General features: G+C 60.4%; 24 protein-coding genes and 1 pseudogene. 16 read left to right on the top strand and 9 right to left on the bottom strand.

The window, feature by feature from the left end; all coding sequences use genetic code 11:
* The first annotated feature begins 55 nt into the window (after window positions 1-55).
* The 4 genes and pseudogenes from NKL04_RS11465 to NKL04_RS11450 all read left to right on the top strand — a co-directional run bounded on the left by NKL04_RS11465 (window position 56) and on the right by NKL04_RS11450 (window position 3,932).
* Window positions 56-460: an MAPEG family protein gene (locus tag NKL04_RS11465; protein ID WP_023682292.1), complete on the top strand. Its 405-nt coding sequence runs from the start codon at window positions 56-58 to the stop codon at window positions 458-460.
* Between the two features lie 644 nt (window positions 461-1,104).
* Window positions 1,105-2,010: an SMP-30/gluconolactonase/LRE family protein gene (locus NKL04_RS11460; protein WP_023700512.1), complete on the top strand. Its 906-nt coding sequence runs from the start codon at window positions 1,105-1,107 to the stop codon at window positions 2,008-2,010.
* A 68-nt stretch (window positions 2,011-2,078) separates the two neighbouring features.
* Window positions 2,079-3,250: pseudogene (locus tag NKL04_RS11455) on the top strand (alpha-hydroxy acid oxidase).
* Complete coding sequence (locus tag NKL04_RS11450) at window positions 3,243-3,932, top strand: RraA family protein (protein WP_023700510.1); 690 nt, start codon at window positions 3,243-3,245, stop codon at window positions 3,930-3,932. The pseudogene NKL04_RS11455 and the gene NKL04_RS11450 overlap by 8 nt, the downstream one beginning before the upstream one ends.
* Before the next feature lie 13 nt (window positions 3,933-3,945).
* Here NKL04_RS11450 and NKL04_RS11445 read toward each other — a convergent pair whose 3' ends face one another.
* The 8 genes from NKL04_RS11445 to NKL04_RS11410 all read right to left on the bottom strand — a co-directional run bounded on the left by NKL04_RS11445 (window position 3,946) and on the right by NKL04_RS11410 (window position 12,345).
* Window positions 3,946-4,899: a response regulator gene (locus NKL04_RS11445; protein ID WP_023669440.1), complete on the bottom strand. Its 954-nt coding sequence runs from the start codon at window positions 4,897-4,899 to the stop codon at window positions 3,946-3,948.
* A 64-nt stretch (window positions 4,900-4,963) separates the two neighbouring features.
* Entirely contained in the window at window positions 4,964-5,983 is a 1,020-nt protein-coding gene (locus tag NKL04_RS11440) for a chemotaxis response regulator protein-glutamate methylesterase (RefSeq protein ID WP_023682287.1), read from the bottom strand.
* 22 nt (window positions 5,984-6,005) lie between these two features.
* Window positions 6,006-7,739: a hybrid sensor histidine kinase/response regulator gene (locus tag NKL04_RS11435; protein ID WP_352723726.1), complete on the bottom strand. Its 1,734-nt coding sequence runs from the start codon at window positions 7,737-7,739 to the stop codon at window positions 6,006-6,008.
* Window positions 7,736-8,278: an Hpt domain-containing protein gene (locus NKL04_RS11430; protein WP_352723725.1), complete on the bottom strand. Its 543-nt coding sequence runs from the start codon at window positions 8,276-8,278 to the stop codon at window positions 7,736-7,738. The genes NKL04_RS11435 and NKL04_RS11430 overlap by 4 nt, the downstream gene beginning before the upstream one ends.
* Window positions 8,275-8,979, bottom strand: a complete 705-nt coding sequence (locus tag NKL04_RS11425) for a chemotaxis protein CheW (RefSeq protein ID WP_023726879.1) — start codon at window positions 8,977-8,979, stop codon at window positions 8,275-8,277. Before NKL04_RS11425 ends, NKL04_RS11430 begins: the two co-directional genes overlap by 4 nt.
* Window positions 8,979-10,220 (bottom strand): CheR family methyltransferase, encoded by a 1,242-nt coding sequence (locus NKL04_RS11420; RefSeq protein ID WP_023700506.1) that lies wholly within the window; start codon window positions 10,218-10,220, stop codon window positions 8,979-8,981. Before NKL04_RS11420 ends, NKL04_RS11425 begins: the two co-directional genes overlap by 1 nt.
* On the bottom strand, window positions 10,217-10,684 hold the full coding sequence (locus tag NKL04_RS11415; protein WP_023700505.1) for a chemotaxis protein CheW: 468 nt from the start codon (window positions 10,682-10,684) through the stop codon (window positions 10,217-10,219). Before NKL04_RS11415 ends, NKL04_RS11420 begins: the two co-directional genes overlap by 4 nt.
* Before the next feature lie 23 nt (window positions 10,685-10,707).
* Window positions 10,708-12,345 (bottom strand): methyl-accepting chemotaxis protein, encoded by a 1,638-nt coding sequence (locus NKL04_RS11410; protein WP_023700504.1) that lies wholly within the window; start codon window positions 12,343-12,345, stop codon window positions 10,708-10,710.
* A gap of 1,109 nt (window positions 12,346-13,454) precedes the next feature.
* Here NKL04_RS11410 and nanR point away from each other — a divergent pair.
* From nanR to ligD, 12 genes are all read left to right on the top strand, one after another.
* Window positions 13,455-14,162, top strand: coding sequence for a transcriptional regulator NanR (nanR, locus tag NKL04_RS11405; protein ID WP_023682279.1), 708 nt, complete (start codon window positions 13,455-13,457; stop codon window positions 14,160-14,162).
* Window positions 14,162-14,467 (top strand): putative quinol monooxygenase, encoded by a 306-nt coding sequence (locus tag NKL04_RS11400; protein ID WP_023669450.1) that lies wholly within the window; start codon window positions 14,162-14,164, stop codon window positions 14,465-14,467. The genes nanR and NKL04_RS11400 overlap by 1 nt, the downstream gene beginning before the upstream one ends.
* Window positions 14,468-14,514: 47 nt before the next feature.
* The gene (locus tag NKL04_RS11395) at window positions 14,515-15,291 is read left to right on the top strand and encodes an HpcH/HpaI aldolase family protein (protein ID WP_023726880.1); all 777 of its coding nucleotides are present in this window, start codon (window positions 14,515-14,517) and stop codon (window positions 15,289-15,291) included.
* A 14-nt stretch (window positions 15,292-15,305) separates the two neighbouring features.
* The gene (locus NKL04_RS11390) at window positions 15,306-16,358 is read left to right on the top strand and encodes an NAD(P)-dependent oxidoreductase (RefSeq protein ID WP_023689444.1); all 1,053 of its coding nucleotides are present in this window, start codon (window positions 15,306-15,308) and stop codon (window positions 16,356-16,358) included.
* A 120-nt stretch (window positions 16,359-16,478) separates the two neighbouring features.
* The gene (locus NKL04_RS11385; RefSeq protein WP_023689443.1) at window positions 16,479-18,134 is read left to right on the top strand and encodes an extracellular solute-binding protein; all 1,656 of its coding nucleotides are present in this window, start codon (window positions 16,479-16,481) and stop codon (window positions 18,132-18,134) included.
* A gap of 84 nt (window positions 18,135-18,218) precedes the next feature.
* Complete coding sequence (locus NKL04_RS11380; RefSeq protein WP_023700503.1) at window positions 18,219-19,160, top strand: carbohydrate ABC transporter permease; 942 nt, start codon at window positions 18,219-18,221, stop codon at window positions 19,158-19,160.
* Window positions 19,160-20,008 (top strand): carbohydrate ABC transporter permease, encoded by an 849-nt coding sequence (locus NKL04_RS11375; protein WP_023827582.1) that lies wholly within the window; start codon window positions 19,160-19,162, stop codon window positions 20,006-20,008. Before NKL04_RS11380 ends, NKL04_RS11375 begins: the two co-directional genes overlap by 1 nt.
* A gap of 12 nt (window positions 20,009-20,020) precedes the next feature.
* A complete protein-coding gene (locus NKL04_RS11370; RefSeq protein WP_023700502.1) occupies window positions 20,021-21,115 on the top strand; it encodes an ABC transporter ATP-binding protein in 1,095 nt (364 codons plus the stop codon).
* The gene (locus NKL04_RS11365) at window positions 21,112-23,085 is read left to right on the top strand and encodes a D-apionate lactonase family protein (protein ID WP_023700501.1); all 1,974 of its coding nucleotides are present in this window, start codon (window positions 21,112-21,114) and stop codon (window positions 23,083-23,085) included. Before NKL04_RS11370 ends, NKL04_RS11365 begins: the two co-directional genes overlap by 4 nt.
* Before the next feature lie 422 nt (window positions 23,086-23,507).
* The gene (locus NKL04_RS11360) at window positions 23,508-24,002 is read left to right on the top strand and encodes a YidB family protein (protein ID WP_023669459.1); all 495 of its coding nucleotides are present in this window, start codon (window positions 23,508-23,510) and stop codon (window positions 24,000-24,002) included.
* 55 nt (window positions 24,003-24,057) lie between these two features.
* Window positions 24,058-24,417: a DUF4112 domain-containing protein gene (locus NKL04_RS11355; RefSeq protein WP_023669460.1), complete on the top strand. Its 360-nt coding sequence runs from the start codon at window positions 24,058-24,060 to the stop codon at window positions 24,415-24,417.
* A 96-nt stretch (window positions 24,418-24,513) separates the two neighbouring features.
* Complete coding sequence (gene ligD, locus NKL04_RS11350) at window positions 24,514-26,283, top strand: DNA ligase D (RefSeq protein WP_023700500.1); 1,770 nt, start codon at window positions 24,514-24,516, stop codon at window positions 26,281-26,283.
* An 81-nt stretch (window positions 26,284-26,364) separates the two neighbouring features.
* On the opposite strand, the gene NKL04_RS11345 is transcribed toward ligD, so the two are convergent.
* Window positions 26,365-26,487: a DUF3606 domain-containing protein gene (locus tag NKL04_RS11345; protein ID WP_348529184.1), complete on the bottom strand. Its 123-nt coding sequence runs from the start codon at window positions 26,485-26,487 to the stop codon at window positions 26,365-26,367.
* Between the last annotated feature and the right edge of the window lie 150 nt (window positions 26,488-26,637).

Raw genomic sequence — 26,637 nt, 5'->3', positions numbered from 1 at the left:
ATTAGACTAGTTGATCGGCTACAACGACCTAGAGTGCTAGCAACGGGGAGGGCACATGTCGGCGAGTGCTTACGCATTGACTGGCTTCATCTCGTGGGCGCTGGCCCTGCTGATCGTGATGGAAGTTATCCGGAGCTACCTGGTGATCTCTGGGCAAGTCCCGGCAAACGGCTTTACGCCAGATAACGGAGCCCTCTCCCCGTTTATGCGGAGGTTAGCCCGTGCCCACGCCAACTGCATTGAAGGGCTTCCAATCTTCGGAGGTCTGCTCGGAGTCGCGATCATCATTTCAAAGACAGATGTCACGGATCCCTTGGCCTCCACGATGTTAGGCGCACGTATAGTGCAGTCGGTGATCCACCTCGTCTCAACCAGCCAACTCGCGGTCAGTCTCAGGTTCACCGCGTTCGCTGTGCAAATGGTGATTGGTGCGTATTGGTGCTGGTTGCTGTTGATCTGAAGAGTGGCGGAGCCCCGACGCAAAAGTGGGCCACCTCGATTCCGGGAGCCTTGGCAAACCCACTCCGGATCGTGACCCGAAAGACTGTCCCTTTTGACAGGCGAGCGAACCGCAAAACTGGCAGTGGCAAAACCGCCGTTGAGGCATGATATTGCTGTTGGATTTTGGGGCTACTCCCCAGCTTCGGAGAAGGATCGGCGTTCAGAGAGCAATTTGCACGCCTGGGCGCTGCGGCGCTCCCCAGCTTTTGGCCACACGCACGCCCTGCAAACGCTCGGGCTCCAGAGCGCCTGGCAGCGGAGCAGAGAATTATTGGACTTTGTGAGTGTTAGAGGGAGAGGAACTGAGATTCAACCTTCTCCACCTGCACTTGTTCCTGGCACGCTGGCCTCAGCAGCACCTAATCCTGCCACCCAACCTGGAGGAGCAAGCCAGTGCTACCGAGCTATGTAGACACCGATCGGCTCGCGCTGTAGCCATAGGCCTCCGCCCGTCGGGGTTCACCGGCGCCGGGGGGGGGCGGCTTAGGGGGGGCCAGCAACGCGCACGTCAGCCAAGCTATCTTTGAGTCGCCGGGTCCGGAGACCGCCAGGCTGGATTATACCCGACAAATCTTGATAGGCTGCCGTTCTGGGGGTCGCACGATGAACGAGGTTGAAAAGCTGGCCGTCGAGGTTGTCGCGACCGGCCTTGGCTGGCCCGAGGGCCCGACGGTGCTGCCCGATGGCCGAATTGTCATCGTCGAAAGCTATCGCAGCCAGCTGACGGCCATAGATCGCGACGGAAGTGCTCGCCAGTTCGCGTATGTTGCCGGAGCGCCCAACGCCTGCGTTCTCGGATCGGATGACCTGCTCTATGTCTGCCAGAACGGCGGCACGACCGGACCTTGGCGGGCCGCGGACATGACGACGCCATCGATCCAGCGGGTTGCCGAAGGCGGAAAGCCGGAAATCCTGCTGAGCGAAGTCGCGGGCATTCGGCTCAATGGGCCAAACGATCTTGTATTTGCTGCTGACGGCCGGCTCATCTTCAGCGATCCCGGCACATACAACCCGGGGAATCCGGACCCAAGCTACATCTTTGCCGTCAACCCCGATGGCAGTGCTTACCTTGCTCTCGGTTTCGACAAGCCGACCTTCCCCAATGGTGTGGCGATCGAAGCCGACGGCTCGATCATTTGGGGGGAGTCCTATACGGGGCGCGTCAAGCGGCAGCGTCCGGATGGTTCCGTCGAAGACCTGGGCCGCTTGCCTGGGGCCAATCCGATCCCGGACGGGCTGAAGGTCGGAGCCGATGGCCGCCTTTATGTCACGGATATTGCCGCCAACGGCATTCACGTTCTGAAGCCCAACGGCACAGCGGAGGGTTTCTTCGTCTGCGGCCAGGCAACGACCAACTGCGTCTTCTCGGGCGAGATGCTTTGGGTGACAAATGCCGGCGTGCTGGCGACCGGCAGCGATCCCTCCTTTGAGGGAACACTCTCCTGCGTGCGTGTTCCGGGAGGCGGTGGACCGACGCATCATGGTCGCATCGGCGGAAAGCAACCGTGAGTAGCTCCTCGTCCGCCTCAAACACAGGCGATGACCGCGGTGCCGGCGGTGCGGCATCGTCCGCTTCGATGGCGGCGTTGAAGTGCCTGTACAGCGTGGCCGCGGTCCGCGTCGCCGCGCGGCGGACTTTGCCACGCCCGGTGTTCGACTTCGCCGATGGCGGTGCCGAGGATGAGCGAACGCTGCGCCGGAACGAGCAAGCTTTTAACGAGGTTGCCATTCTGCCGCGACCACTCAACGGTGCAACGACGCGAGACCTTTCCCTTGACCTCTTCGGCGCGAAACTTGCCATCCCGCTGGGCATCGCGCCAACCGGCCTGGCTGGGCTGTTCTGGCCCGACGGCGAGCGCGCAGCCGCCCGAGCCGCAGCGGCCGCAGGGACATTCTACTGCGCCAGCCACGGATCGGTCTGCACGCTGGAGGATATAGCAGCCACCGGAAGTAGCCCACGGTGGATGCAGGTGTTCGTCTATACCGATCGCGGCTTCACCCGAGAAATGGTGGATCGGGCGCGTGCCTCAAGCTACGACGCGCTGGTGCTCACCATTGATAACCAGATGCTTGGCAACCGTGAACGCGACATCCGCAACGGTTTTGCCATCCCGCCGCGCTTCGGTGTGGCCGGAACCCTCGCGGCCGCCACCAAGGCGGCGTGGCTTCTTCGTATGCGCACCCGACTCCCGAAACTGACTTTCGGCAACTACGCGCGCCCCGGAGATACGGCGACGGTCGGTGCATTGGCGGGCCGAATGGCCGCAATGCTCGATCCCGGACTCTCCTGGGCCGATGTCGACTGGCTGCGCACTGTCTGGTCCGGACCGTTGTTGCTGAAAGGCGTCCTGCATCCCAGCGAAGCCGCCGAGGCTGTAGCCCGAGGAATCGACGGCATCATCGTATCCAATCATGGGGACGTCAGCTTGACGGCGCCGCCGCATCCCTGGACGCGTTGACGGCAGTTGTCGCGGCTGTCGCCGGCCGCGTACCAGTGCTTATCGACGGCGGCATCAGGCGAGGCTCTGACGTCGTCAAGGCCCTGGCGCTCGGCGCCTCGTGCTGTCTGATCGGGCGGCCGCAGTTGTGGGGGCTCGCGGTCGCCGGCGAGGAGGGGGTACGCCACGTGCTCGAACTCTACCGCAAGGAGATCGACCGCGTCATGGGACTGATGGGCGCGCGGAGCCTGCGCGACCTCGGGCCGGACTGTATTTCGTTCGTTCAGGGAATGGGGCCGCTACATGATTGAAGACCCACCACTGCTCACCATCAAGCGCCGTTTCGAACGGCCCGCAGCAGAAATCATCAGTGCTTTTGCGGGCGTGCCGGTTAGCCAGGTCGTAGACGCGATGGGGGGACGCGGCGCCTTGCATTATGCGATCAAGCCACTGTCGCCAGCTACTGCGACGATGGTCGGCGTCGCCGTGACCTGTCACTGCGGTCCCGCCGACAACCTCGCCCTGTTTGGAGCACTGGATGCCGCAGCAAGTGGCGATGTCATCGTCGCGGCCACCGACAGCTTTGCCGGTACCGCGGTAGCTGGCGATCTCGTGCTCGGCATGGCGCGCAACAAGGGGGTCGCCGGCTTCATCACTGACGGTCTGGTGCGCGACGTTGTCGGGATCGAGGCGGTCGGGTTGCCGGTTTACTGTGCCGGGGTCATTGCGAATTCGCCTGCGCGAAATGGTCCAGGCACGGTCGGATTCCCGGTGGTGCTGGGAGGAGTGACTATCTCGCCGGGAGACATACTGGTCGGCGACCGCGACGGTGTCGCCGTGGTGCCTCGCCTGGAGGCTGAGACTGTGCTGGCCCGGCTCTCCGCCATCAGGGCGGCTGAGAAAACTCTTGATGGCCTGGTGCGGCAAGGTCTCGAGATGCCCGACTTCGCCAAGGTCGTCCTCAAATCGAACAGGGCGCGCTTCGTTGACTGAGATGTGAGCTTCTCTAGCTGCGGGACATATGAAGCGCAACACGATTTCGTCCTTCCGATTTGGCACGAAACAGAGCCAAATCGGCGGCATTGACGAAATCGTTTGGCGTCTCGTTCTCGGTGGGCACCGCTGTTGCGACGCCGACGCTGATGGTCACGCGATCCGGGCCGTGGGGTATGTTCAACTCTCGCACGCTCTGGACGAGCCGCTCGGCGATCGCACTGGATTGTTCCAGTATGGTGTCGACCAGCACGATGACGAACTCTTCGCCTCCGTACCGCGCAGCGAGATCGGTGGAGCGGCCGGAACCGCTCTGGATTACGCGGGCGATTTGCTTCAGCACATCGTCGCCGGCCATATGGCCATAGGTATCGTTGTATCGTTTGAAGTTATCGGCATCGATCATCAACAGCGACAGTGGGGACTGTGCGCGAAAAGCGCGTTTCCATTCAGCCGCCAGATATTCGTCAAAATAGCGCCTGTTACCGAGACCTGTCAGGCCATCGATCCGCGTCAGACGTTCAAGCTCTAGATTTGCACTGATCAGCTGTCGCTGGCTTTCCCTCAGCGCTCGGTGTGCCGAGTCTCGCTGGACGTGATCCAGATAGGCCCGCGTGTGATATCGAATGCGTGCAATCAACTCGATACGATCCGGCAGTTTGACGAGATAGTCGTTCGCGCCCGCAGCGAAGGCTTCGCCCTTGGTGGCTGGATCTTCCTTGCTCGACAGCACAATGACTGGAACCGCGCGTGTCGACGCATGCTTCCTGTATTCTCGCACCAGATGTAGCCCATCCACCCCGGGCATGACGAGATCCTGCAGGATGACGGTTGGCTTTACCTCATCCGCGACCGTCATCGCTCTCAACGGGTCGGTGCAGAAGTGTAAGGAAATATCGGGCTCGTTGGCTAGGGCGCGCCTGACCGCCTCGCAAACCATGATCTGATCATCGATGAGCAGAACCATGGATGAATAGTTATCTGCGAGTGGCGGGACCAACTCTGGTTCTTGCGTCATCGGAAGGGGCCTTTCACGTGGAGCGCTCGCAGGCTTCGATTATACGTGAGCCGATCGCACCCAAAGGAAGAATATCAACAGCCGCGCCGATGTCGGCGGCGGCCTTCGGCATGCCATAGACGGCACTTGTTGCTCTATCCTGCGCGATTGTGAGATGTCCCTTGTCACGGAGCTGTCTCAGCCCGCGCGCACCATCCCTGCCCATGCCTGTGAGCAGAACACCAATCACCGAGCCAGGCCACCATTGCGCCGCACTTTCGAAGAACACATCTACCGACGGCCGATAAACATTGTCCTTGGGGCTGGGCGTATAGCCAAGTTGCTGAGCTGACTTGAAAACCAGATGATCCGCAGAACTGGCAACGAGAACGGTGCCCGCTTGTGGACTATCCCTTTCCCCCGCCGGACGGATCGGGAGACGCGTATGCTGCCCTAGCCAATCAACAAGGCCTGGAACGAACTGAGCATCGAGATGCTGGACAAGCACAATCGCGCCGCGAAAATCAACGGGAAACGCGCTCAGGACTGCGGCAACGGCAGCCGGCCCGCCCGCAGAGGCGCCGATTGCTATCACGTGTCGAGTTGACGGCTCAGCCGCACGTGACATCCGCCTTTTTGCCTGGGTAGGCGCATCGCCGATCAACTTGCCTATCGTTCGTATCTTGTTCGTCAAAAGCCGGGCGGATTGCGAGGACGCGTTGCCTTCGATGCCCACTGACGGAATATCGACTGCGTCAAGCGCGCCATGACCCATTGCTTCGTAGACGCCGGCGAGGTTGGCTTCGATACTGGCGGTCACCAGCAAGATTGAGCACGGGGTTTCCGCCATGATTCTGCGCGTCGCTTCCACGCCGTCCATCTCTGGCATCGCTAGATCCATGAGTATCAGATCCGGCAGATCACGTCTGCAGACCTCGACCGCCTCACGCCCATTAGTCGCGATCCACGCGACCTGATGTTCGCCGGTCAACAGAACCAGTCGACGCAGAAGTTCAACCGCCATCGGCATGTCGTTAACTACGCCGATTCTCATTCGCTGGCTTCCAATCTCGATCTCATTCAGCCGCCTCGCCAATCATGTCCACGACGGCATGGATCAGCGCCTCGTCCTGAAAACTACTCTTGGTCAGATAATAGTCCGCACCTGCGTCGAGCCCGCGCGCGCGATCTTCTTCCCGATCCTTGTATGAAACGATCATAATGGGTGTGTTCTTGAGATCAGCGTCCTTTCTGATCAAACTCACCAGCTCGATGCCATCCATGCGAGGCATGTCGATGTCGGTAACGACGAGATCGAAAGGACCAGACCGGACGGCATTCCACCCGTCCATGCCGTCTACCGCCACTTCGACCTCATAACCGTAATTGCCGAGCATCTTGCGCTGGAGTTCGCGAACCGTCAGTGAATCGTCAATCACGAGCACGCGCTTGCGCCTGCTCGCTTCGGGACCGCCCGCGGCGCGCCGAAGAGCTCGAAATCCGCTGGACGATGCAAGCTTTTCCACCGATCGGATCAGATCGTCGACGTCGAAGATCAGAACAGGCGAACCGTCTTCCATCAGGGCCGCTGCGCTGATGTCCTTGATCTTGGCAAACCGTGGATCGAGAGGTCTGATCACTAACTCGCGTTCCCCGAGAAAACGGTCAACGATCAGGCCGTACGCATCGCCCCGACCCGCATCCACGACGACGACCGATAGTTCGTTCGGTTCCGATCCGGGCTCACCTCGATCGAGCACCTCGCGAGCGGTGACCAGCCCGATCTGTCGATCGTTCAATCGAAAATGCGGCCGGCCCTGCAGGACGTTGATCTCCGTCCGCTGCAGTTTCAAAGTCTTGGAAATGGCAGCGAGTGGAAAAGCATAGGGCTCTCCATCGACATCGACGAGCAGCGTGCGCAGGACCGACAATGTCAGCGGCAATTGCAGTTGAAATCGGGTTCCGTGGCCAAATTCTGAGGAGACGCTTGCGACTCCCCGGACTTCCTTCGTCATGGCTTGCACTGCATCGAGCCCCACACCGCGACCTGAGACGTCGGTAAGGCCCGCTTTCATGGAAAAGCCTGGCAGAAACAGAAATGCGAGCAATTCGCTTTCGCTGAGTGTTTCAGCACTTTCCCTGGTTGCAAGTTGCCGGGCGACGACGGTCTCGCGCAGCTTCGAGAGCTCTATCCCCCTGCCGTCGTCCACCACGGCTATCTGCAGCAGCCCGGCATTGTGCCTCGCTTCGAGCCTGATGAGCCCCTCTTCGGGTTTGCCCATCGCGAGGCGCTCCTCAGGCGGTTCAAGCCCATGGTCTACAGCGTTGCGCAGAAGGTGCCCCAAAGGGGCATCGAGCTGCTCGAGGATATCGCGGTCGATGCCGGTCGAGCCGCCTACGATCTCCAGTCGCACCCGCTTGCCAAGGGTACGACCGAGGTCGCGGATCATTCTCGCATAGTGTCGCACGCCGTCCTCAAAAGGCCGCATCCGGCTCGCCAACGTTTCGTCGTACAATCTGTTGGCAAGATCGGTCGCTTTCCGATCCACTGAATCCAACTCATCGAAACGCTCCGCCAGGAACGCTTGGCTCAACCGAAGCTTTCGCTGCGCTTCAGCCAGCGCCTCCACCACCGCCGCATCGTTTGAAACCGGCGGCAGCGCTGCATGAAGATTGTCGAATGCACTTGCGAGGTCCGATTGAAGTCGCTTCAGCCGTAGCAGCCCGTCAGCGAATGGCCTGAGCCGCCGAGCTTCCATCAGCGACTCGCCAGCCAGCCCGAGCAATCGGTTCAGGCTGTCTGCCGTCACCCGAACCATTCTATCAGAGCCGATGCTGTCGTGGGCTTGCGGCACCGCCCCAACGAGGAGGTTCGCTGAAGAGGTCGTCGCCAGTTGCTCCTGGGCATGATCTGGAGTTGCGAAATCAGCTGCAGAATCTTGGGGCCCGGGCTTTGCCTGGGGAGGGACAACCCCTCGAACTTCGCGAGAAAGGTTTCGACTTCTGAGTTGGCGCTCTCGCTCGATGATCCCGATGCGATCAATTTCAAAAGGTCAGAACCTTGCAGAAGCGCGTCTATATGCTCCCGTCGCACCCTCAGATGCCCGCGTTGCGCTGCGACCAGGCAGTCTTCCATCGCATTTGCAACTTTGACTGCGGGCATCAGGTCGATGATGCGGGCAGCTCCTTTCAGGGAATGCGCGGCACGCATGCATGCTTCTAGGGCGTCGGCGGCGATAGGATCGCGTTCGAGTGCCAGAAGTCCAGAGGTCAGAGCCCGTGACTGCATCTCCAGTTCGGCCTGGAAGAGGCTGAGCATCGAAACCTGGCTGAAGTCTTCATCTGTCATGCGATGCTCCGATCCAGCATCGTGAGCAGTTGTCGTGGATCGAGACAGCCAACGGCTCGTCCTTGCCATGGCAGCACGGCAACCGTAGCGGCAGACAGTGCCTTCCCAATCATGGCCGGAACAGCGAGAGTGTCGCGTTCCTGGTACCGATGTAAGCCGTGGATCTCATCAACCATAAAAGCAACCCGCTTGTCGCGCTCGCCTACCACGACAAGGCGGCGAAATACCTTGGTTCGTGTGCCTTGTTCCCCTTCCTTGCGCTCGTCTATCCCGAGCAATTCGGCCAGGGAAAGGCAAATGAGCAATTCACCACGGACATTCGCAATGCCGAGCAGTGCACTGTTCCTGCGATGTGGAAGTGAATGAACGCGACGAGATTCAGCCACTTCATGAAAAATACCGACTGGAAGTGCCAGCCATTCCTCCCCCAAACGGAAGAGAACGGCCGTCTGCAGCGCGTCGTTGTCTGCCGAATCGATCCCTGCACGACCAGCGTTGTCAGGCCATTCGTCGCGAGATGCCGAGGGAGCTGCACGGTCGAGGAGGCGTCGTGCGATCTTCTTGTAGGTCGGGCAATTGCGGCAGTGGAGATGCTGCTCTAGTAGCGGACATGACTTGTCACCCCGTACGCCTATTTGCCGCCAGCAGTCGTTGATTTCGATCTCCTCCACCGGCTGGGCGATCCTTGTCGAAGCCGCCATCAACTGCCGCTCCTTTTCTGGACCCGACCCAGCCGGCCGGCCAGCGCCTCGGCGCCGTTATGGTCGCCTTGCTTGCTAAGCAGCAAGGCCAGGTGGACAAGAGCTTCTCGATGATTTGGCGCGAGATAGAGCGCCTTGCGATAACTTTGCGCGGCTTCGGGTGCAGAACCATCCGCATCCTGGACGAGGCCCAGCAGGTAGAAGATTTCTGCGGAAGGACCGAACTCCCTGAGATGCGCCAGGGCGACCTCCTGTGCCTCCTTTACGCGTCCTGCATTGGCGATCCGTTCAACCGCGATGAGGCTTTCCGAGGCGTGTGCAAGCGGCTTGGCCGGAGCCTGCCCGCGGCCTTCATTGCCAATTGTCGGTCGGAACGGACGAAGAGGCTCGGTCTTGTTGACCTTAGGGCTTGGCGTCCGCACCGGGACGGCGGCCGAAACCTTCGGCGCCGTGGTCTTGACGGGCTCCGATTTCAGAAAGGCGAAGGCCAATGGCCATTCAGCGGAAAGAAAGCCATGCACCCTTGGAAGAGCTGCTTCCGCCGGACCGACCAGAAGAAGTCCGTCTTTGGCCAGCAGGTCCTTCAGGCAGATCAATGCGCGATCCTGCAGCTCTCGATTGAAATAGATCAGCAAATTGCGGCAAAGCAGGATGTCATAGACCTCTTGCCCGAAAGGCGCGTGAGAACCGAACAAGTTTCCTACCATGAACCGAACCTGTTTCAGCACCCCAGCAACAGGCCGCAACCCGCCCTCGGCCGCTTCGAAATAGCGATCCTTGAATTCTAAATGGCTGCCGCGAAACGAATTGCGGCCATAGATGGCGTGTTCAGCCGTCGCGATATTGCGGCTGCTGACGTCCACGCCATCGATCTTGAACTCATGCGCCTCAAAGCCGGCATCGAACATGGCCATGGCGACCGAGTAAGCCTCTTCGCCGGTTGAACATGGCAGGCTTAGGATTCTTATCGGCTGAGCAGGCTTGTGCGCGCGCGCATGCCGCGCCAGCATCGTGAACGCTTCTCGGTCGCGAAAGAACCAGGTCTCTGGGATCACCACCGCATTGATCAGCTCCTGCAGCTCCTGCGAGGAACCGGCCAAGTGGTGCCTATAGGCCTGAGGGTTGGTTATCCGGCATGCTTCCATCCGTTCTCTGACCGCCTGACGAACCACTGTCGGACCAACGCTGGCACTGTCCAGTCCAATGGTTTCCGTCAGGAGCTTTTCTATTGCTCCGGTCATTGATCACCTATTGCCGCCTGGCGGAGCAAAGCGGTACGAATCTCTTCCGAAAGCAGCGCTTCCACTTTGACCCACTGAATGATCTCCAAACCATCGGAAGCCACCGGCCCAAGATAGGGCGGGGTTCCTGGTTCCAGTCCGAACGGCGCGAAATCGGCCGGGTCTCGCTCGATCGTATCCGTCACCCGTTCCGCGATCAGCCCCAGCAGGCGTCGCTCGCCATCATCCGCCGGATAGCGCGTCACAACGATCCGGGTGCTCAATAGGCGCTCCGATGGTCGGCCAAGCGCAAGAAGGGTGACATCGATCAGGGGGATGGGTATTCCGTTATAGCTGACCAAACCCACCACACCAGTTGGCGCACCCGGAAGAACTTTCACGTCGATATAGGGCAGCACCTCTTCAATTTTGTGGACATCGATCAAGTAGCGATCCGGACCCATGCTGAAGGCGAGGAATAGCATTGTCACCTCCTACTGCCGGCTCGCTATGCTCGTAGCTTGAACCTCGATATGCTACTTCGCATGCCGCCTGAGACTTGATTGAGCTCGTCGATCGCGAGCGTCGATTGCTGAAGGGACTCGACTGTTTGCTGAGCTGCCTCGCTTAGCTGGGTTAGCGTGTCGCTGATCTGCCCCGCGCCGGTCGCCTGTGCTTGCATGCCTTCATTGGCGACTTCGAAACGTGGCACCAGCCCCTGAACCTGCTGAATGATCTCGAAGAGTTGCCCGCCGACCTGCTGGATGTCCTGCATACCCCGACGGACCTGCTCGGAAAACTTGTCCATGCCCATCACCCCGGCCGCGACTGCCGACTGGATGTCCTTGACCATTTGCTCGATATCGTAGGTGGAGACAGCTGTCTGGTCCGCGAGCCTTCGGATTTCCGTCGCCACCACTGCAAAACCCCGGCCATATTGGCCTGCCTTCTCCGCCTCGATGGAAGCGTTGAGCGACAACAGGTTCGTCTGATCGGCCACTTTGGTGATGGTCGTCACCACCTGATTGATGCTGCCGGCTTTCTCGCTCAGGATCGCCAGTTTGGAATTGATCGCGCCAGCCGCTTCCATGACCTGCTGCATGGTTTCTTCCATACGGGTCAGCCCCGCTTGCCCCCCGCCAGCCACGGCAGCGGTTTGTTCGGCAACTGTGGAGACCTCGTTCATCGTGCGGACCAGTTCGTTTGATGTGGCGGAGATTTCCTTGGCTGTCGCTCGGATTTCTGTTGTGGTCGCTGCGATTTCAGTCGCAGTTGCCTGCTGTTGCTTGGAGGTGGCGGCGATCTCAGTTATCGACGTGCCGACCTGTATGCTGGACCTTTGAACCTGACCAATGAGGGTTGTGAGATCGTCCGCCATTGCGTTGAAGCCGTCGGCAAGCACGCTGAATTCGTCTCGGCGCCTCAGATCGAGCCGTTCGCTGAAGTCGCCTTGCCGCATCAATTGAACCGCGTCGACCAAACGGGTGAGCGGACCTGTAATGGCGCGAAACAGCTGGTAACCCAAAAGAAGGGCTAGCCCGAGGGCTATCAACAACCCAACGCTCAAACCGACTTCGGCCGTTCTGACGATCGAGCTGATCCGCTGCGTCGCGCTGTTTGCCTCGCCTCTGTGATCCTCAACCATGGCCTGCAGAGCGGACTGCAATTTTACAAAGATCGGCTCTACTTCGTTCTTGATAGCTGGGCTTTCATTGGGAGTTTCACCTTTCGACAAGGCAGCCCGGCTTGTTTCCAGCACAGCAGTTTCAGCCAGACGGAATTCGTTGGCGAGTTGTTTGACGGCTGCATAATTCTGCTTGTCGATATCGGAGACGATCGTTGCCTCATAGTCGTCCATCGACCGCTGCACCTGGTTGCGATTGGTCGTGATCGCGTTTTCAACCGTGCTTCTGTCTGACGGGTTGTCCTGAAGGGCATATTCCTGAAGCAGACTATGGGCCGCCATCTGGCCCGTCATGATCTCGGTACTGTGATAAAGGTCCGGAAGGATGCCCTTCTCGACCTCAGTCGCCTCCTCCCCCGCCTGAAGAAACCAGGCGTACGCGATGAGGGCTATCACGGACATGACCACCAGAACGGCTGCGAAACTGACGAGGATGCGGTGGCGTATTGTCAGACTCTTCATGGAACCGGTTCACCATGGGGGGCGTCGTGGGCTGCGCGACAAGCGCTCGTTCCGACATATTCGAAAAGGTGTGTCGAAAAGCGGTAGTCTGATGCTGAATGGTTTCTTTTCCGTTCCATCGCTAATGATAGCGAGGCGCTCGCCAATCGGCGCCGCCAGAAGCTGTGGTCAAAGGACGACTGCCGTCCACGCACATCAGCCCGACATCGGCTGGGTGGCACGCCGCGTCAGGAGGAGCGTGGATGAGCTGCTTGAGGCCACGAATTGAATGACTGCTTAGGCCAGGTCGAGGTAAGAAAGCCGACGTCCTGCTTGCTGCCCCTAAGCTGCCAGGCGGGAACGCGCCTCATATCAGCCGTCCAGCATGATCGTCGCTACTGAAAGCGGAATCGCCGAAACCAGATGTCGCAAACTGGCCAACGCGTAGATTGGCGTCGAGTGCGGGTTCGGCATTTGCAGGTGACGATAACTAAATGGCAAGCGCCCCCGCCTGAGGCCCTCAGGACTAAAAGATCTTGAGAAAACCAGTTTCAAATGCGCATCCTCAAGCGGCGGCCGCCCACCGCACGAGGATGGGCACAACGTGACGAGCGCTCTGGAGCCTAGAGAGAACTGACCCGACACCACCTTCCTTTGCGGCATTGCGGCGGCGCAAAAAGATTACGAGATGGAGCAGGCGTATTGCCAAATGGGTCCACCAGCGAGAGTTCGCGTTTTCCGCCTCGGCTGTGAACCCCACTTCCATTCGCTGGTCTTGCTCAGGTCGAGGTCTACTTTGCCATCGAGGGCTCATGTTGCGGCTCATAAGCAGGCGGTTGGGTAGGTCTCGGCCAGCACACGGCCCGGTGGCACTCACTGCGGTCCACACCGCAGTTGAAACTGACCACCCGACCCAGGGTTCGAAGACGGTCCCCGATCGGAACACCGAGCAGAGTGTGCTCGCGCTCCTCAAGTCACCGATATCCTTGGTGAAGACGTTGAAGGCGTGTGCAAAGGACGCCTCGACATCGGCGGAGTGATTAAACGGCTCGGCTACCGGATGCTTAGACATCGTTGACAAGGGTGCTATGGGATCATAACGTACCTGACTGGTATAACAGGTATGCCACATGATCGGAGTTCTGATCAAGCAGCGGAAGCTTTCGGACGAGGTGGCAGCGCACCTCGAACGGATGATCCGAGAGGGAGAGTTGGCCGAAGCCGACCGTCTCCCATCTGAACGGGAACTCATGCGGCAGTTCGGGGTAGGGCGGCCTTCCATCCGTGAGGCGCTGCTGCATCTTAGCAAAATGGGCCTTGTCGAGGTAAAATCGGGGGAGCGTGCCCGCGTCACTCGACCCACTCCTCAATTCGTGATTGACGCCCTTTCAGGGCCGGCTCGGCACATGATTTCGGCGCCGGGAGGCGTTCACGACTTCCAGAGCGCGCGCTTGTTTTTCGAGGTCGGTCTTGCCCGCAACGCCGCTGTGCATGCTACCCCGGAAGACATTGACAGCCTCAAGGAGGCGCTCGAACTCAACCGGCAGTCGATCGGCGATCTGGCGCGCTTCGAGCGCACGGACGTAGACTTCCATTACGTGCTGGCGGTAATCACCCGCAATCGGATCTTTACAGCTATTCACGCGGCCTTGGCTGAATGGTTGCTCGAACAGCGTCGCACCACATTGGCCAAGGGTGAAGACCGCAAGGCTTACCAGGCTCATCGCGAAATCTTCGAGGCCGTCGCCGCGCGCGATCCAGACGCGTCAGAGACGGCCATGCGCAGCCATCTCGAATATGTGGCCAAGCGGTATCTGCAACTTGCGAGGCCCAAGTGATGACCGGATTTGTCGTCTGGGTCGATTTCCGCCTGAGGCCTGGTGCCCGGGACAGATTCCGAGAACTTGTCGACGCCAATGCGACCGCCTCGATGCGCACCGAGGCCGGCTGTCGCCGCTTTGACGTGACGGAGGCGCGCGGCGAACTGGATCGGGTCCTGCTCTATGAGATTTACGATAGCGAGGCCGCATTCGAGGACCACTGCCGCACCGCTCATTTCGACGAATTCAATACGCAGAGCGCGCCGCTCGTCGTGACCAAGTTGGTGACGACCTGCGACCTCGTTCTTGAAGCCACGCATTGAAGCGAACATAGGCGGATTGGCCCATTGGGGCGAACGGGAGGAAGTGCATGTCGGAGCCAAGTCTCAGGGCGTTAGCTTCTCACAGGCGGGTCAAGCTCGGTACGCTCGTCGCCGAGTTCGCCACGCCGGGAATCGGTCACATCCTGAAGTCCGCTGGCTGCGATTTCGTCTTTTTCGACATGGAGCATTCGGGATTTAGCTTGGAAACGCTGAAGAGTGCGATCCGTTATTTCGAGGCGGCCGATCTGCCGGTCATGGTGCGTGTCCCGTCGCAGGACTACCATTTCCTCGCCCGCGCCATGGACATGGGCGCCGAAGGCCTGATCGCGCCGATGGTGAGCAGCGTCGAACAGGCGCAGCACATCATCAACTCCATGAAATACCACCCTGCCGGCGCCCGCGGCGTGGCGCTGCAGATCGCTCATGACCGTTACCGTCCGGGCTCGGTCGCTGACAAATTCGAGGCCGCCAACAAGCGCTCGACGTTCATCTGCCTGATCGAGACCGCCGACGGCGTCAAGAACATTGACGGCATCGCGGGACTGGACGGGGTCGATTGTCTGTGGGTCGGACATTTCGATCTGTCCGTCTCGCTCGGCATTCCTGGCGACTTCGCCCACCCCACTTTCACTGCTGCAATGGCCAAAATCGTTGCCGCCGCCAAGAAGCACAACAAATCGCTTGGACGCTTGGTGCCCAACGTCGCCCAGGGACACGAGTTCTACGCACAGGGCTTCGATTTCATTTGTTATTCAGGCGACGTTTGGGTCCTGCACGACGCGATCGCCGACGCGGTTTCCAAGATCCGGGCCGGGTGCCAATAGGAACGGAGGAGACGATGGACAGCGTGAAATTCAGGGTGGCGCTTTCCGGTGATTTCCGCAGGCCGGACGGCTCGCCGACCTACCCAGATTTCGATCTGGAGCCGCTGCGCAATGCGACAGCTGTCGAGATGGTGTTCCTGGAGTCAAACAGTCCGCTTCGCGCCGACCAACTTGAGGATTTCGATGCGCTGATCCTCCTCGCCCATCGTTTCGATGCCACGAGTGTCCCCAGGAGCGGCCGCCTGGCCGTCGTAGCCCGCTTCGGGGTCGGCTACGACACTGTCGACGTTGAGGCATGCACCGCAGCCGGTATTGCCTTGGTCATCACGCCCGATGGCGTGCGACGGCCCGTCGCCGTATCCGTCGTCACCTTCATGCTGGCGCTGACCGGCAAGCTGCTGACAAAGGACGCGCTCACCCGCAAAGGGTCTGTTGGTTTTGAGAAGCGCTCCGAACATATGGGGGTCGGCCTCGTCGGGCGTACGCTTGGGTCGCTGGGCATCGGCAACATCGGTGCCGAGGTCTTCCGCTTGGCGAAGCCCTTTGACATGCAATTCATTGCCCATGACCCGTTTGCCGACAAGGGGGTCGCTGCCGACCTGGGCGTCGAGCTGGTAGGGCTGGAGGATCTGTTTCGCCGCGCCGACGTGCTGTCGGTGAGTTGCCCCCTGTCGTCCCAGACCCACCACATCGTCAATGCCGAGCGGATCGCCCTGATGAAGCCGACAGCTTACCTGATCAACACCGCGCGCGGCCCGATCGTCGACCAGAAAGCTCTGACGCAAGCACTGCAGGAGCGCCGCATCGCCGGCGCCGGTCTCGACGTGCTGGAACAAGAGCCTCCCGACGCAGACGATGCGATCCTCAAACTCGACAATGTCATCCTGGCGCCGCACGCGCTTTGCTGGACCGACCAGTGCTTTGCCGGCAACGGTGCCGCGGACGTCAAAGCGGTAATGGAGGTGCAGCGCGGTCGCGAGCCGCGCGGCGTGGTCAATCGCGAGGTGCTTTCGAGCGAGCTGTGGAAGACCAGGCTGTCTGGGCTCGCCGCCCGCTTTGGAACCTAGGAGGACACTGATTTTCGGCGCGCCGCCGCGGCCTGTTTGCGGCGACCTTACGGGAGGAAATGCTTGACCGCTGCGCCGGCGGACGAGTGAAGCAAAAGGAAAATGGGAGGACCAAGCACTATGAACGATCGTGAAAAACGTGACTTTCAGGCAGGTCTCGAAGCAGAGGTCGACGCCTTCATGCGCGGCGAAACCACCCGCCGAACTTTCATCACCCGCTTCGGTCAGATGACCGGCATGTTGGCCGTGTCCGGCCCGCTGCTGGGGATGATGACCGATTGGGCCCTGGCGCAGCAAACATTGGAATTGGCGGACGGCACGTCGCCGCTCGGCCAGGCGCAGGCCGCAGCCCTGAAAGCATCGAAGGAAGGGCCTGCGGACGGTTCCGCCTTTCGCGCGGCGGAGGCGGCCAAGGCGCATTCGGGCGTCACCCTCAACATGACCTACGAGGCTGGCCTGCAGGCACTCGACCCGCGCAATTTCAGCGGGCCGATGTGGGAGCAGCTTACCGGGATGAAGTCGAATGTCGTCGAGCTGTCGAACCCGGACCAGTACTCCAAGGCGGTCGCCGAGCACATCGCCGGCTCGGGTGCCTATGACGTCCTCGACATCTCGCCGGCCTGGACGCCGTCGCTTGCCGATGGCGGCGTCATCGCCCCGCTAGACGACTACATCGCCAAATACATGAACCCGGCAGACCTCGAGGACTATCATCCCCTGTACAAGGCGCTGCCGACCTACAAGGGCAAGATCTGGGGGTTCTTCGACGACGGCGACATGTTCGCTCTCTACTACCGCAAGGACATTTTCGAGGATCCGAAAATGATGGAGGCTTACCAGGCGAAGTTCAACACCAAGCTTGGACCGCCCAAGACATGGGAAGAATATGCCCAGATCGCCCAGTTCATCACCGACCAGATGGCGCCAAAGGTCTATGGCGCGGGACATTTCCGCAAGGCGGGCAGCCCCGGCAATCAGTTCGACTTTCTGCAGCAGTACCGGGCCAACGGCGGAAAACTCTTCGGCGACGACATGAAGGCAGGTTTGGTTTCGGATGCCGGCGTCAAGACGCTGACAAACATGCTCGCCGCAAACAAGGCCTCGATCCCCGGCAACAACGAGCTCGACGCCGTCTCCTTGTGGGCGGCTTTCCTGACCGGCAAAGTCGCGATGATCTATTCCTGGCCTCCTAGCGGCCGTATGGCGGCGAACTATTCGCAGTCGGCCACGGCAATCAACTTCATTCCGCAGTCCCAAATCGCCGGCAAGGTCGGCTATGCCGTGGTTCCGGGAAATCCGGAACATGCCACCGGCTACAACAAGGCACTGTCGGCCGACTCGCCCAACCCTGAGGCGGCGTATCTGTTCATGCAGTGGGTATGCTCGCCACCCGTCTCGCTGGCACGTTGCATGCTGCCCTACGCGCTACGCGACCCGTACCGCATCTCGCACTTCAAGTCCGAGCTCTACGGCGCGCTCTTCCCGAGTGCCAAGGAGTACCTTGCCAACCTCAACAACTCGGCAAACGTCGGTCTGCTCGACCCGATCATGCCAGGCGCGCAGGACTACTTCTTGAGCATCGATCGCATGTGCACGGCGGTGTGGGCTGGTGCGGATCCGAAGGCGTCGCTTGAAACGGCGGCCGCCGAGTGGAACGAGACGACCGACCGACTGGGTGTGGATTCGCAGAAGGGCTTCTACACCGAGTTCTTGAAACTGCCTGGCGCCACCGCCGACAACACGGTGGAAAAACTTGGCATGGCGGTCACCCTCTGAAGGGAGGCGGACTCTCTGGAGCAATTGGTGTTGCGGGCGCTTGGCTCGCAACACCTCCCCGCTAAGCGGCGATAGGATACGCCTATGCAGCCCACCGCCACGATCCGTCATTTGAAGGCCGCCGGCGCACCGCCCCGGCTGTCTGCCTTTGCCCAATGGGCAGACCGTCATTTCAAGTGGCTGCTGGTCGGCCCCGCTGTGCTGCTGATATTGGCACTGTCGATCTATCCGCTTCTGTTCTCGCTGGTGGTATCCTTCATCAACTACGACTTCCAGGTGCCGGGCCACGCCTTTGTCGGATTGAAGAACTTCGAGCGGGTCGTGTTCGATCCCGTAGCACGTTGGTCCCTGTTGCTGACAGCATCGCTGTCGGGCATCAGCGTCGCTATAGAATTCGTTCTCGGCCTCCTGGTGGCGCTGACAATGGTGCGCAGCTTTCCGGGCCGCGGTGTGATCATGTCGATCCTGATCGTGCCGCTGTTCATCAGCCCGGTCATCGTTGGCCAAGCCTGGACGCTGCTCTTACAGCGGCCTTTTGGACCGACCAACTATGTCCTGACGCAACTATTGGGGCAGGAGGTTACGATCGGCTGGATGACGGAGCGCCCGTGGCTCTACGTCTCGCTGATCATCGCCGATGTCTGGCAGTGGACGCCGTTCATGTTCGTCATCCTGCTCGCCGGGCTGACCGCAATCCCACCCAATCTCTATGAGGCGGCAGAACTCGACGGCGTCAACGCCTGGCAGGTTTTTTGGGCGATCACGCTCCCGCATCTCGGGTCGATGATGCTGCTGGCGCTGACCTTCCGTCTGCTCGACGCAATCCGTATGTTCGATACCATTTTCATCATGACAGGGGGTGGCCCAGGAACACAAACCTACACGGCCTCCTATTATCTTTATACCATAGGCTTCACGCAGTTTCATCTGTCGCAGGCAACAGCAGGAAGTTGGCTGTTCCTGATCTTTACGGCGCTCATCGTGACGTTGCTGGTGCGTCGGCTCTTGAAGGTGGAACCGGTCTGATGGCCGCCGTCGCGCCCGCCCGCCGCAGGAAACGCCGGTCGTTGCCGATCGGCCGAATTCTGCTGCTGGGGTTCTTCCTGGTGTTCGTGCTCTGGCCGCTCTACTGGATGTTCAACACCTCCATCAAGCCCAGCGACGACTACCTCACCGTACCGCCTGTCTGGTTCCCCGCCGCTCCGACGCTTGTCCACTACAAAGCTGCGCTGTTCGCCTATCGTGGTCTCGACGGGCTCATCAACAGCCTGATTATTTCGCTTTCGGCCACGGTGCTTTCGGCGCTGCTCGGCACGCTGATGGCCTATAGCCTGGCGCGCTACGACACCGGCGGCAAGCATCTGTCTTTCTGGGTGCTGTCGCAGCGCTTTTTGCCGCCGATCGGGATCGTGCTGCCGGTGTTCCTGATCTATCGCCAGGTCGGGCTCTACGACACTCATGTCGGCCTGATCATCGCCTATACGGTCTTCACGCTGCCGGTCTCGGTGTGGATGATGTTCGCCTATTTCCGCGGCATGCCGAAGTCGATGGAGGAGGCGGCCCTCGTCGATGGCTGCACGAGATGGGAGGCGTTCTGGCGCGTTGCCGTGCCGCTCGCAGCACCGGGCATCGTCGCGGCGGCTGTCTTCGCCTTCATTGCATGCTGGACGGAGTTCTTCTTCGCTCTGATCTTGACCAGCCGAACTGCCTTTACACTGCCAACGGTCTTCCGCGCCTTCATCGGCTTCCAGGGCGCGCAATATGGCGAAGCCGCGGCCCTTGCCATCGTCTCCCTTGTGCCATCGATCGCCCTTGGGGTCCTTGCTCAACGTCATCTGGTGCGCGGGCTGACGCTCGGCGCCGTTCGCGGTTAGGAAAGCTCCCGCATGGCCGAAGTCAAAATTACCGGCTTGCACAAGCGCTACGGCGCGTTCCATGCCGTGCGCGGCATCGACCTGGACATTCGCGACGGCCAGTTCACCGTTCTGGTTGGACCGTCCGGCTGCGGCAAGTCCACGCTGCTCCGGACCATCGCCGGCCTGGAGGAGATATCGGAAGGCACGATCGAGATCGGCGGCGAGGTGGTCAATGATTTCCGGCCGCGCGATCGCGACGTGGCAATGGTGTTTCAAGATTATGCGCTCTATCCGCATATGAGCGTGGCCAAGAACATTGGCTTCGGCCTCAAGGCTCGCAAGATGCCGAAGCCAGAGGTCGAGGTGCGCGTGGCCGAGGCGGCACGCATGCTTGGCATCACTCCCTTGCTGGGGCGTTTTCCGCGCCAATTATCCGGCGGCCAGCGCCAGCGCGTCGCCATCGGCCGCGCCATAGTCCGCAACCCGCGCATCTTTTTGTTCGACGAGCCGCTGTCCAACCTCGACGCACAGCTTCGCGACGAAATGCGCGGCGAAATCAAACGCCTTCACCAGGACATTGCGACAACGATGATCTACGTCACCCATGACCAGATCGAAGCGATGACGTTGGCTGACCGCATCGTGCTGATGCGCGACGGGTTGATAGAGCAGCAGGGCGCGCCACTCGAGTTGTTCGAGCACCCGGCCTCAACGTTCGTCGCTGGGTTCCTGGGTTCGCCGCGGATGAGCTTCCTGCCAGGTACCCTTGCCTTGGACGCAGGCGCCGCTGCCATCCGGCTCGCGGATGCACTGCTGCCTTTAGCGCGCGGCAGGGGGCTGAAGGGCGTCGCGGACGGACAGCAGGTGCTGCTCGGGTTGAGGCCAGAACACGTCACTCGTGCGCACACTGCAACGCCGGAGCAGGGCACGTTTCGCTATGAGGCAACGATCGACCTGCTGCAGCCGACCGGCTCGCGCAGTTACGCGACATTCCGACTGGCCGGCGCGCCGGTGATGGCTGAGCTGCAGGCGCACGATGTCAGCCGTCCGGGCGAGAAGCTTGCGATCGACATCAACATGAACCGGGCCTCGATCTTCGACGCCACGACGGAGCGCGCAATTTGACCTCGGCAGCTTCCCTGGCAGTCCGCTTGTGTGGCACCGAAGAGCTCGAGGCACCGCTGCGCACGCTGCGCGCCGGATCCTTGTCGGTCGCGTTCGACAATGGGGCGTTGCGTTACATCCACGTTGGGACGATCGAGGTCTTGCGCGGAATCTCGTTTCTTGTACGGGACGAAAACTGGGGAACATGTACCACCGTTCTCGATGATCTGCGGATCGACGAGAGGCCGGATGCGTTCGCCATTGAATACCGTGCAACATGTGCTGCAACATCCGGCCGCCTGATTTACCGGGCGCGCGTCTCAGGCCGTGGCGATGGTGCGCTGTCGTTTGTGGCGGAGGCAGAGCCCGAGACCGACCTTTTGACGAATCGGACCGGCTTCGTCGTCCTTCATCCGATCGAGGGCTTAGCCGGCAAGCCGATAAAGGTGCTGCATGAGGATGGTCACGACGAGCTATCGTTCTTGCCGGACCACATCGATCCAAAATGTCCGTTCACCGACATCCGGGCGTTGTCGCACGAGATCGCGCCTGGGATCTGGGCGACATGCACCATGGAGGGTGATGCCTTTGAGATGGAGGACCAACGCAATTGGTTTGACGCCTCGTATAAAACATATGTCCGCCCTCTGCGTCGCCCGTGGCCTTACAGACTGCCCAGGGGCCAGAAATTCACGCAGGCCGTCCGGCTTCACGTGTCAGGAACGCTCCCTGCCGGGACGTCTGAAAATCGCAATCCACTCATCAACCTGACGATCGGCGGACCGGTCGGCCGAGTGCCCCGCACTGGCGTCGGCGTCGCCGCCGACGAGGCAAAGCACGCGCTCGAAACCCCCGAGCTCCTACGACGAATGGCTCCCCAGTGGATGGTCTGCCAGGTCGATCTCCGGATCGCACACGGCCAGGACGAACTAGAAAGCTACGCCGCGCTCGCACGGCTGACCGGCGCTGGAGTGGTCCTCGAGATTATCACCAAGGGCACGCGCGATCCATTCGGCGAATTGGCGCCGGTCGCGGATGCTGTCCACTCACTCGGCCTCAAACTAGAAGCTGTCTCCGTCTTTCCGGCGCAGGACATGACATCCGTACAGCCGGGAGCACCGTGGCCGACTATGCCCAGCTTCCACGAAAGCTACTCCGCCGCTCGCCGGGCTTTCCCGGGCATCGCGCTGGGCGGCGGCATGGCCGCTTACTTCACCGAACTCAACCGCAAGCGTCCGCCAGCCGAAGCGCTCGACTACGTGACCTTCACCACCTGTCCCAGCGTGCACGCCGCAGATGATGTCTCGGTGATGGAGACACTTCAGGCAATCCCCCATCTAATCCGCTCCGCGCATGCTTTCATGGGGGAACGCTTGCCACTGCGTATCGGTCCCATCCAGCTCGGCTGCCGTGAGAACCCATACGGAAAATCCACTACGCCGAATGAAGCGAACGCTCGCGTCTGTCTATCGCGCATTGATCCTCGTCAGCGCGGGCTGTTCAATGCGGCTTGGACTGTCGGATATTTCGCGGCCTGCGCTCGCGAAGGAATCGATGCCGTCGCGTTCGGTGACTTCGCCGGCCCCTTTGGCCAAATCCATAGGAAGGCTGATTTCGTGCAGCCATGGTATGACCAGCAGGATGGCCCAACGGTCTATCCCGCTTTCCATGTCTTGGCTGGTCTCTCAAAGCTCGGCGGAGCCACCTTGCTGTCCGTAGGAACTTCCGGCTGTGACGGCGTCGTGACGATCGCGGCTGAAAAAGATCGCCGCGTGACCCTGTGGGTCGCTAACCTTACCGCCAAGACGCAATCTGTGAGGCTTTCGGATTCGCCGAGCAGCGCCCGCATTGCTCTTCTCGGCGCCGAGCAGTTCGAGCGGGCGGCAACCGATCCCGACTTCATGGAAAGTTCCGCAAGACCGCTGGATGATCAAAGCATCTCGCTTGGCGCCTACGCCGTCGCGCGAGTCGACCTCGATCGATCGTCTTAGGCCTAGCCGATGTTCGCTGTTTGGCCAAACCCCCGTCAAAGATGAGGGTGGTAGTTCCATACTCTAAGGCAGCGCGCGGGATCATCTCGCTTATACGTTCTACTATCGCGACGCCGACCAGGCTCGCCAGGTTCCGCCTGCCGAGACGCCAAGTTTTGAGGCCGCTCGCGCCGAAGCGATCCGTTGCGTAATCGGGCGATGACGATATGACCGGATGGTTAGTGCGCATGCGCGATCAGGCAGGCAACGAGCTTTGCACGATCAGCGTCTGCGAGGCCGAAGCCGCACCGCAAACGGAAACAAGCCGGTTAGGCAGCACCGCTCACGTCTGTGTCGATACGCCAGCCCTTATTCAATTAGATCGTCGCCGGTCGGAACTTTTGTGATGTTGAGCCCTTGTCCATTGAACAGTGGAGGTACCAATGGCTAACCTGGGAAAATTGGCGATCGCGATGCTCGGCGTCTTGGCATACCAAAATCGCGACAAGATCGGCGACATGATCCGTGGAGCGGGTGATCGCAACCCAAATGATCCGCAAGGCGGGATTCTGGATCAGCTTTCAAAAGGCGTTTCGGGGACCGCGCTTGGCGATATTCTCGACCGGTTCAGAGGGGCAGGCGCCGGATCGAAGGTCGATTCGTGGGTAGGCACCGGGCCGAACGAGCCGATCCAGCCAAGCGAGGTGGAAGCAGCCATAGACGAAGAAACCCTGACTTCCCTCTCGATGCAGACCGGCCTTTCGCGCGAGGAACTCATAAGCCGGATCACGCGAGATTTGCCTGAGGCCGTCAGCAAGATGACGCCTACTGGTGAATTGCCCGTTGAGGCGCCGAAAAGCTCCGGTGAGACGACCTTGCTCGACGACGTGCCATCGCACAGGACGCAAGCGAATTCAGGCGGTCAAAGCGATATCTAAGGTGACGGCTATCCATCAGGGAGAGATACTAAATCGTACTGGCGCGCGAGTTGGCATGATCGGGCAGGGCGGTCACGGTGGTCATACAGCAAACGTACTTGCCGAGTTGGATCTATTGGCCGCGCTACTCGATTCCCGCTGGCGCATTCCAGGCACATCAATTCGTTTTGGACTGGATGCGCTCGTAGGTCTGGTTCCCGTACTCGGAGATGCGGCGACGGGCATTATCTCGGCCTACATCGTCTTGCGAGCTCGAAACGTCGGTGCCGGAAATGGGTTGGTCGCCCGCATGCTAGGCAACGTGCTGCTGGATACGCTCGTAGGAAGTGTCCCAATTCTCGGCTCGATCTTCGACGTCTATTTTAAGGCGAACAATCGCAACATCAGACTGCTGCGCCGTCACATCAACAAGTGAGGCGGATAAGCAATCGTCGCGATGCAATTCTTCTAAAAGGCTCGGAACCGACAGGGGCGCTGGGGCTTGAGTCGCGATTCCTGGAGTCGCGAGCATATGACCAGTGCCATTGACCGGCTTTCGTTCATCGAGTTCCAATCGCCCACACTGGTCGAGAAAGCTCCCGAAGGCGGAGATTGGCTTCACGAGATCAAATATGACGGCTACAGGACGCAGCTGGTCGTTGAAGGCGGAAAGGCGCGAGCATTCACACGTCGCGGCCACGATTGGTCCCACCGTTACAAGAGGATTGTTCAGGCCGCGGCAAGCCTGCCGGTCAAATCCGCTATCATCGATGGTGAAGCTGTCGTCCTGGGCGACACCGGCCTGCCGGACTATCAAGCCCTGGAACGTGAGCTGGGCAACCCAAGTTCGCTGCGGATGACTCTCTACGCTTTCGACCTCCTGTACCTCGATGGCCGTGATCTACGGGAACAACCGTTAGTGAAGCGCAAGGCTGCGCTGAAGAAGCTGCTGACCGAAACCGAGCCAACCCTGACTTATGCCGAGCATCTGGAGGTGAACGGCAATGATATGTTCGACCATGCCTGCCGGATGGGCATAGAGGGAATCGTATCCAAGCGAGCGGATGCTCACTACCGCTCGGGCGTCCAGACCAGTTGGGTCAAGGTCAAATGTGTCAAGAGCGACACTTTTCCAATCGTGGCTTTCGTCGAGAAACTTGGCGCGCAGCCGCGCCGCATCGCATCGTTGTACATCGGCAGGCGAGAGGGCGACCGGCTGCTTTATGCCGGGAAGGCCCAGACCGGCTATACGCTGGACGCAGCCCGGCGCGTTAGGGAGCGGCTTGATCCGCTTGTAACCGCCAAGTCACCGCTGTCGGAGCCGATCAAGAAGCCCAAGGCGACATGGGTCGAACCAGACGTTCTTGCCGAGGTGCAATTCAGTGGCGTGTCGGACCGGGGCATCTTGCGTGAGGCGGTCTTCAAGGGACTCCGCGAGGACCTTCAGGCAATCCCGCCCAAGCCTCCGTCGCCCTCCAAGCGGAGGTCGGAAGGCCAACACGGCGTCCCGCGCGAGAACATTCTCCAGCTGCTACCCGATGCGGTTGCACCTTCCAAGGAAGAGCTGGCAGACTATTGGCGGCGGGTCGCTGATCAAGCTCTAGTTGATCTGGTTCGGCGACCGCTGAAGCTGGTCCGCCACGCCTCCGGCGCAACCTTCTATCACAAGGGACCGCTACCTCGGATACCGGCGTCCGTACATCAGCTCCGGGTTCAAAAGCGCGAAGGCGGCGAAGGCATTCGGGTATGGATAGATGACATGGATGGTCTGCTTGGCTTGGTCGAGATGGATGCCGTTGAGCTTCATCCGTGGAACGCGACGATTGATGACATCGAACATGCGGACCGGCTCGTCCTCGACCTCGATCCCGGAGAAGGCGTTCCATGGGACGATGTGATCGAGGCCACGCTGGCGCTACGGGGCATCTTGGAAGCGGCAGGCTTGGAGAGCTGGCCAAAGGTCACTGGCGGCAAAGGCATCCACTTGATGGCCCCGCTCGTTGCGAAGATGACCCATGACAGCGCCCGGAAACTGGCCAAGTCGCTCGCCCACCGTCTGGTTGATACCGATCCTGACCGATACCTGTTGTCAGCTGACCCCGCAGCCCGAGGAGGCCGGATCTTTCTCGACTATCTCCGCAACGGACAGGGCAATACCGCAATAGGCGCTTTTTCCCCGCGAGCGCGGCCCGGCTTCCCAATTGCCCACCTGGTCACATGGAAGCAAGTCGAGGCGGGCATCCGGCCAGACGTTTTCACGCTCGCGCAGCCTTTCAGACCCGCTCGTCGAAAAGCCGCGTGATGCGTCGCGACCATCAGCCGGTATCAGCGAGTTTCCTTGCCTCGCGTCCGAGCCTCTTCCGGTCGTTGCCGTGTTCTCTGATTAGCTCGCGCGTTCTGGCGTGATACGATGCTGTTTGGCGAAATAGCCAACCTCATAATCTTCATCGACTGATACACGGTTGCGATCTCGAAAATCACGCTTGCTCTTATCGTCTGCCATCATCTTTCCTCCTGATCAGAGAAACAACGACCGACGTTGTATGTTCCCGGCGCCTCACTTCGGCCGCCAGAGGCGCGGGCTGTCCGACCGTACTGGGGCCGCAGCCATTGCGAAGGTGATCTGGCGAAAGTTGGTTGGCCAAAGGCAAGGGTG

Source organism: Mesorhizobium sp. C264A (genome assembly GCF_040324515.1).
Lineage (GTDB): Bacteria > Pseudomonadota > Alphaproteobacteria > Rhizobiales > Rhizobiaceae > Mesorhizobium.
Note: the sequence above shows the minus strand (reverse complement) of the source record. Positions and strands in the feature narration are given on the sequence as shown.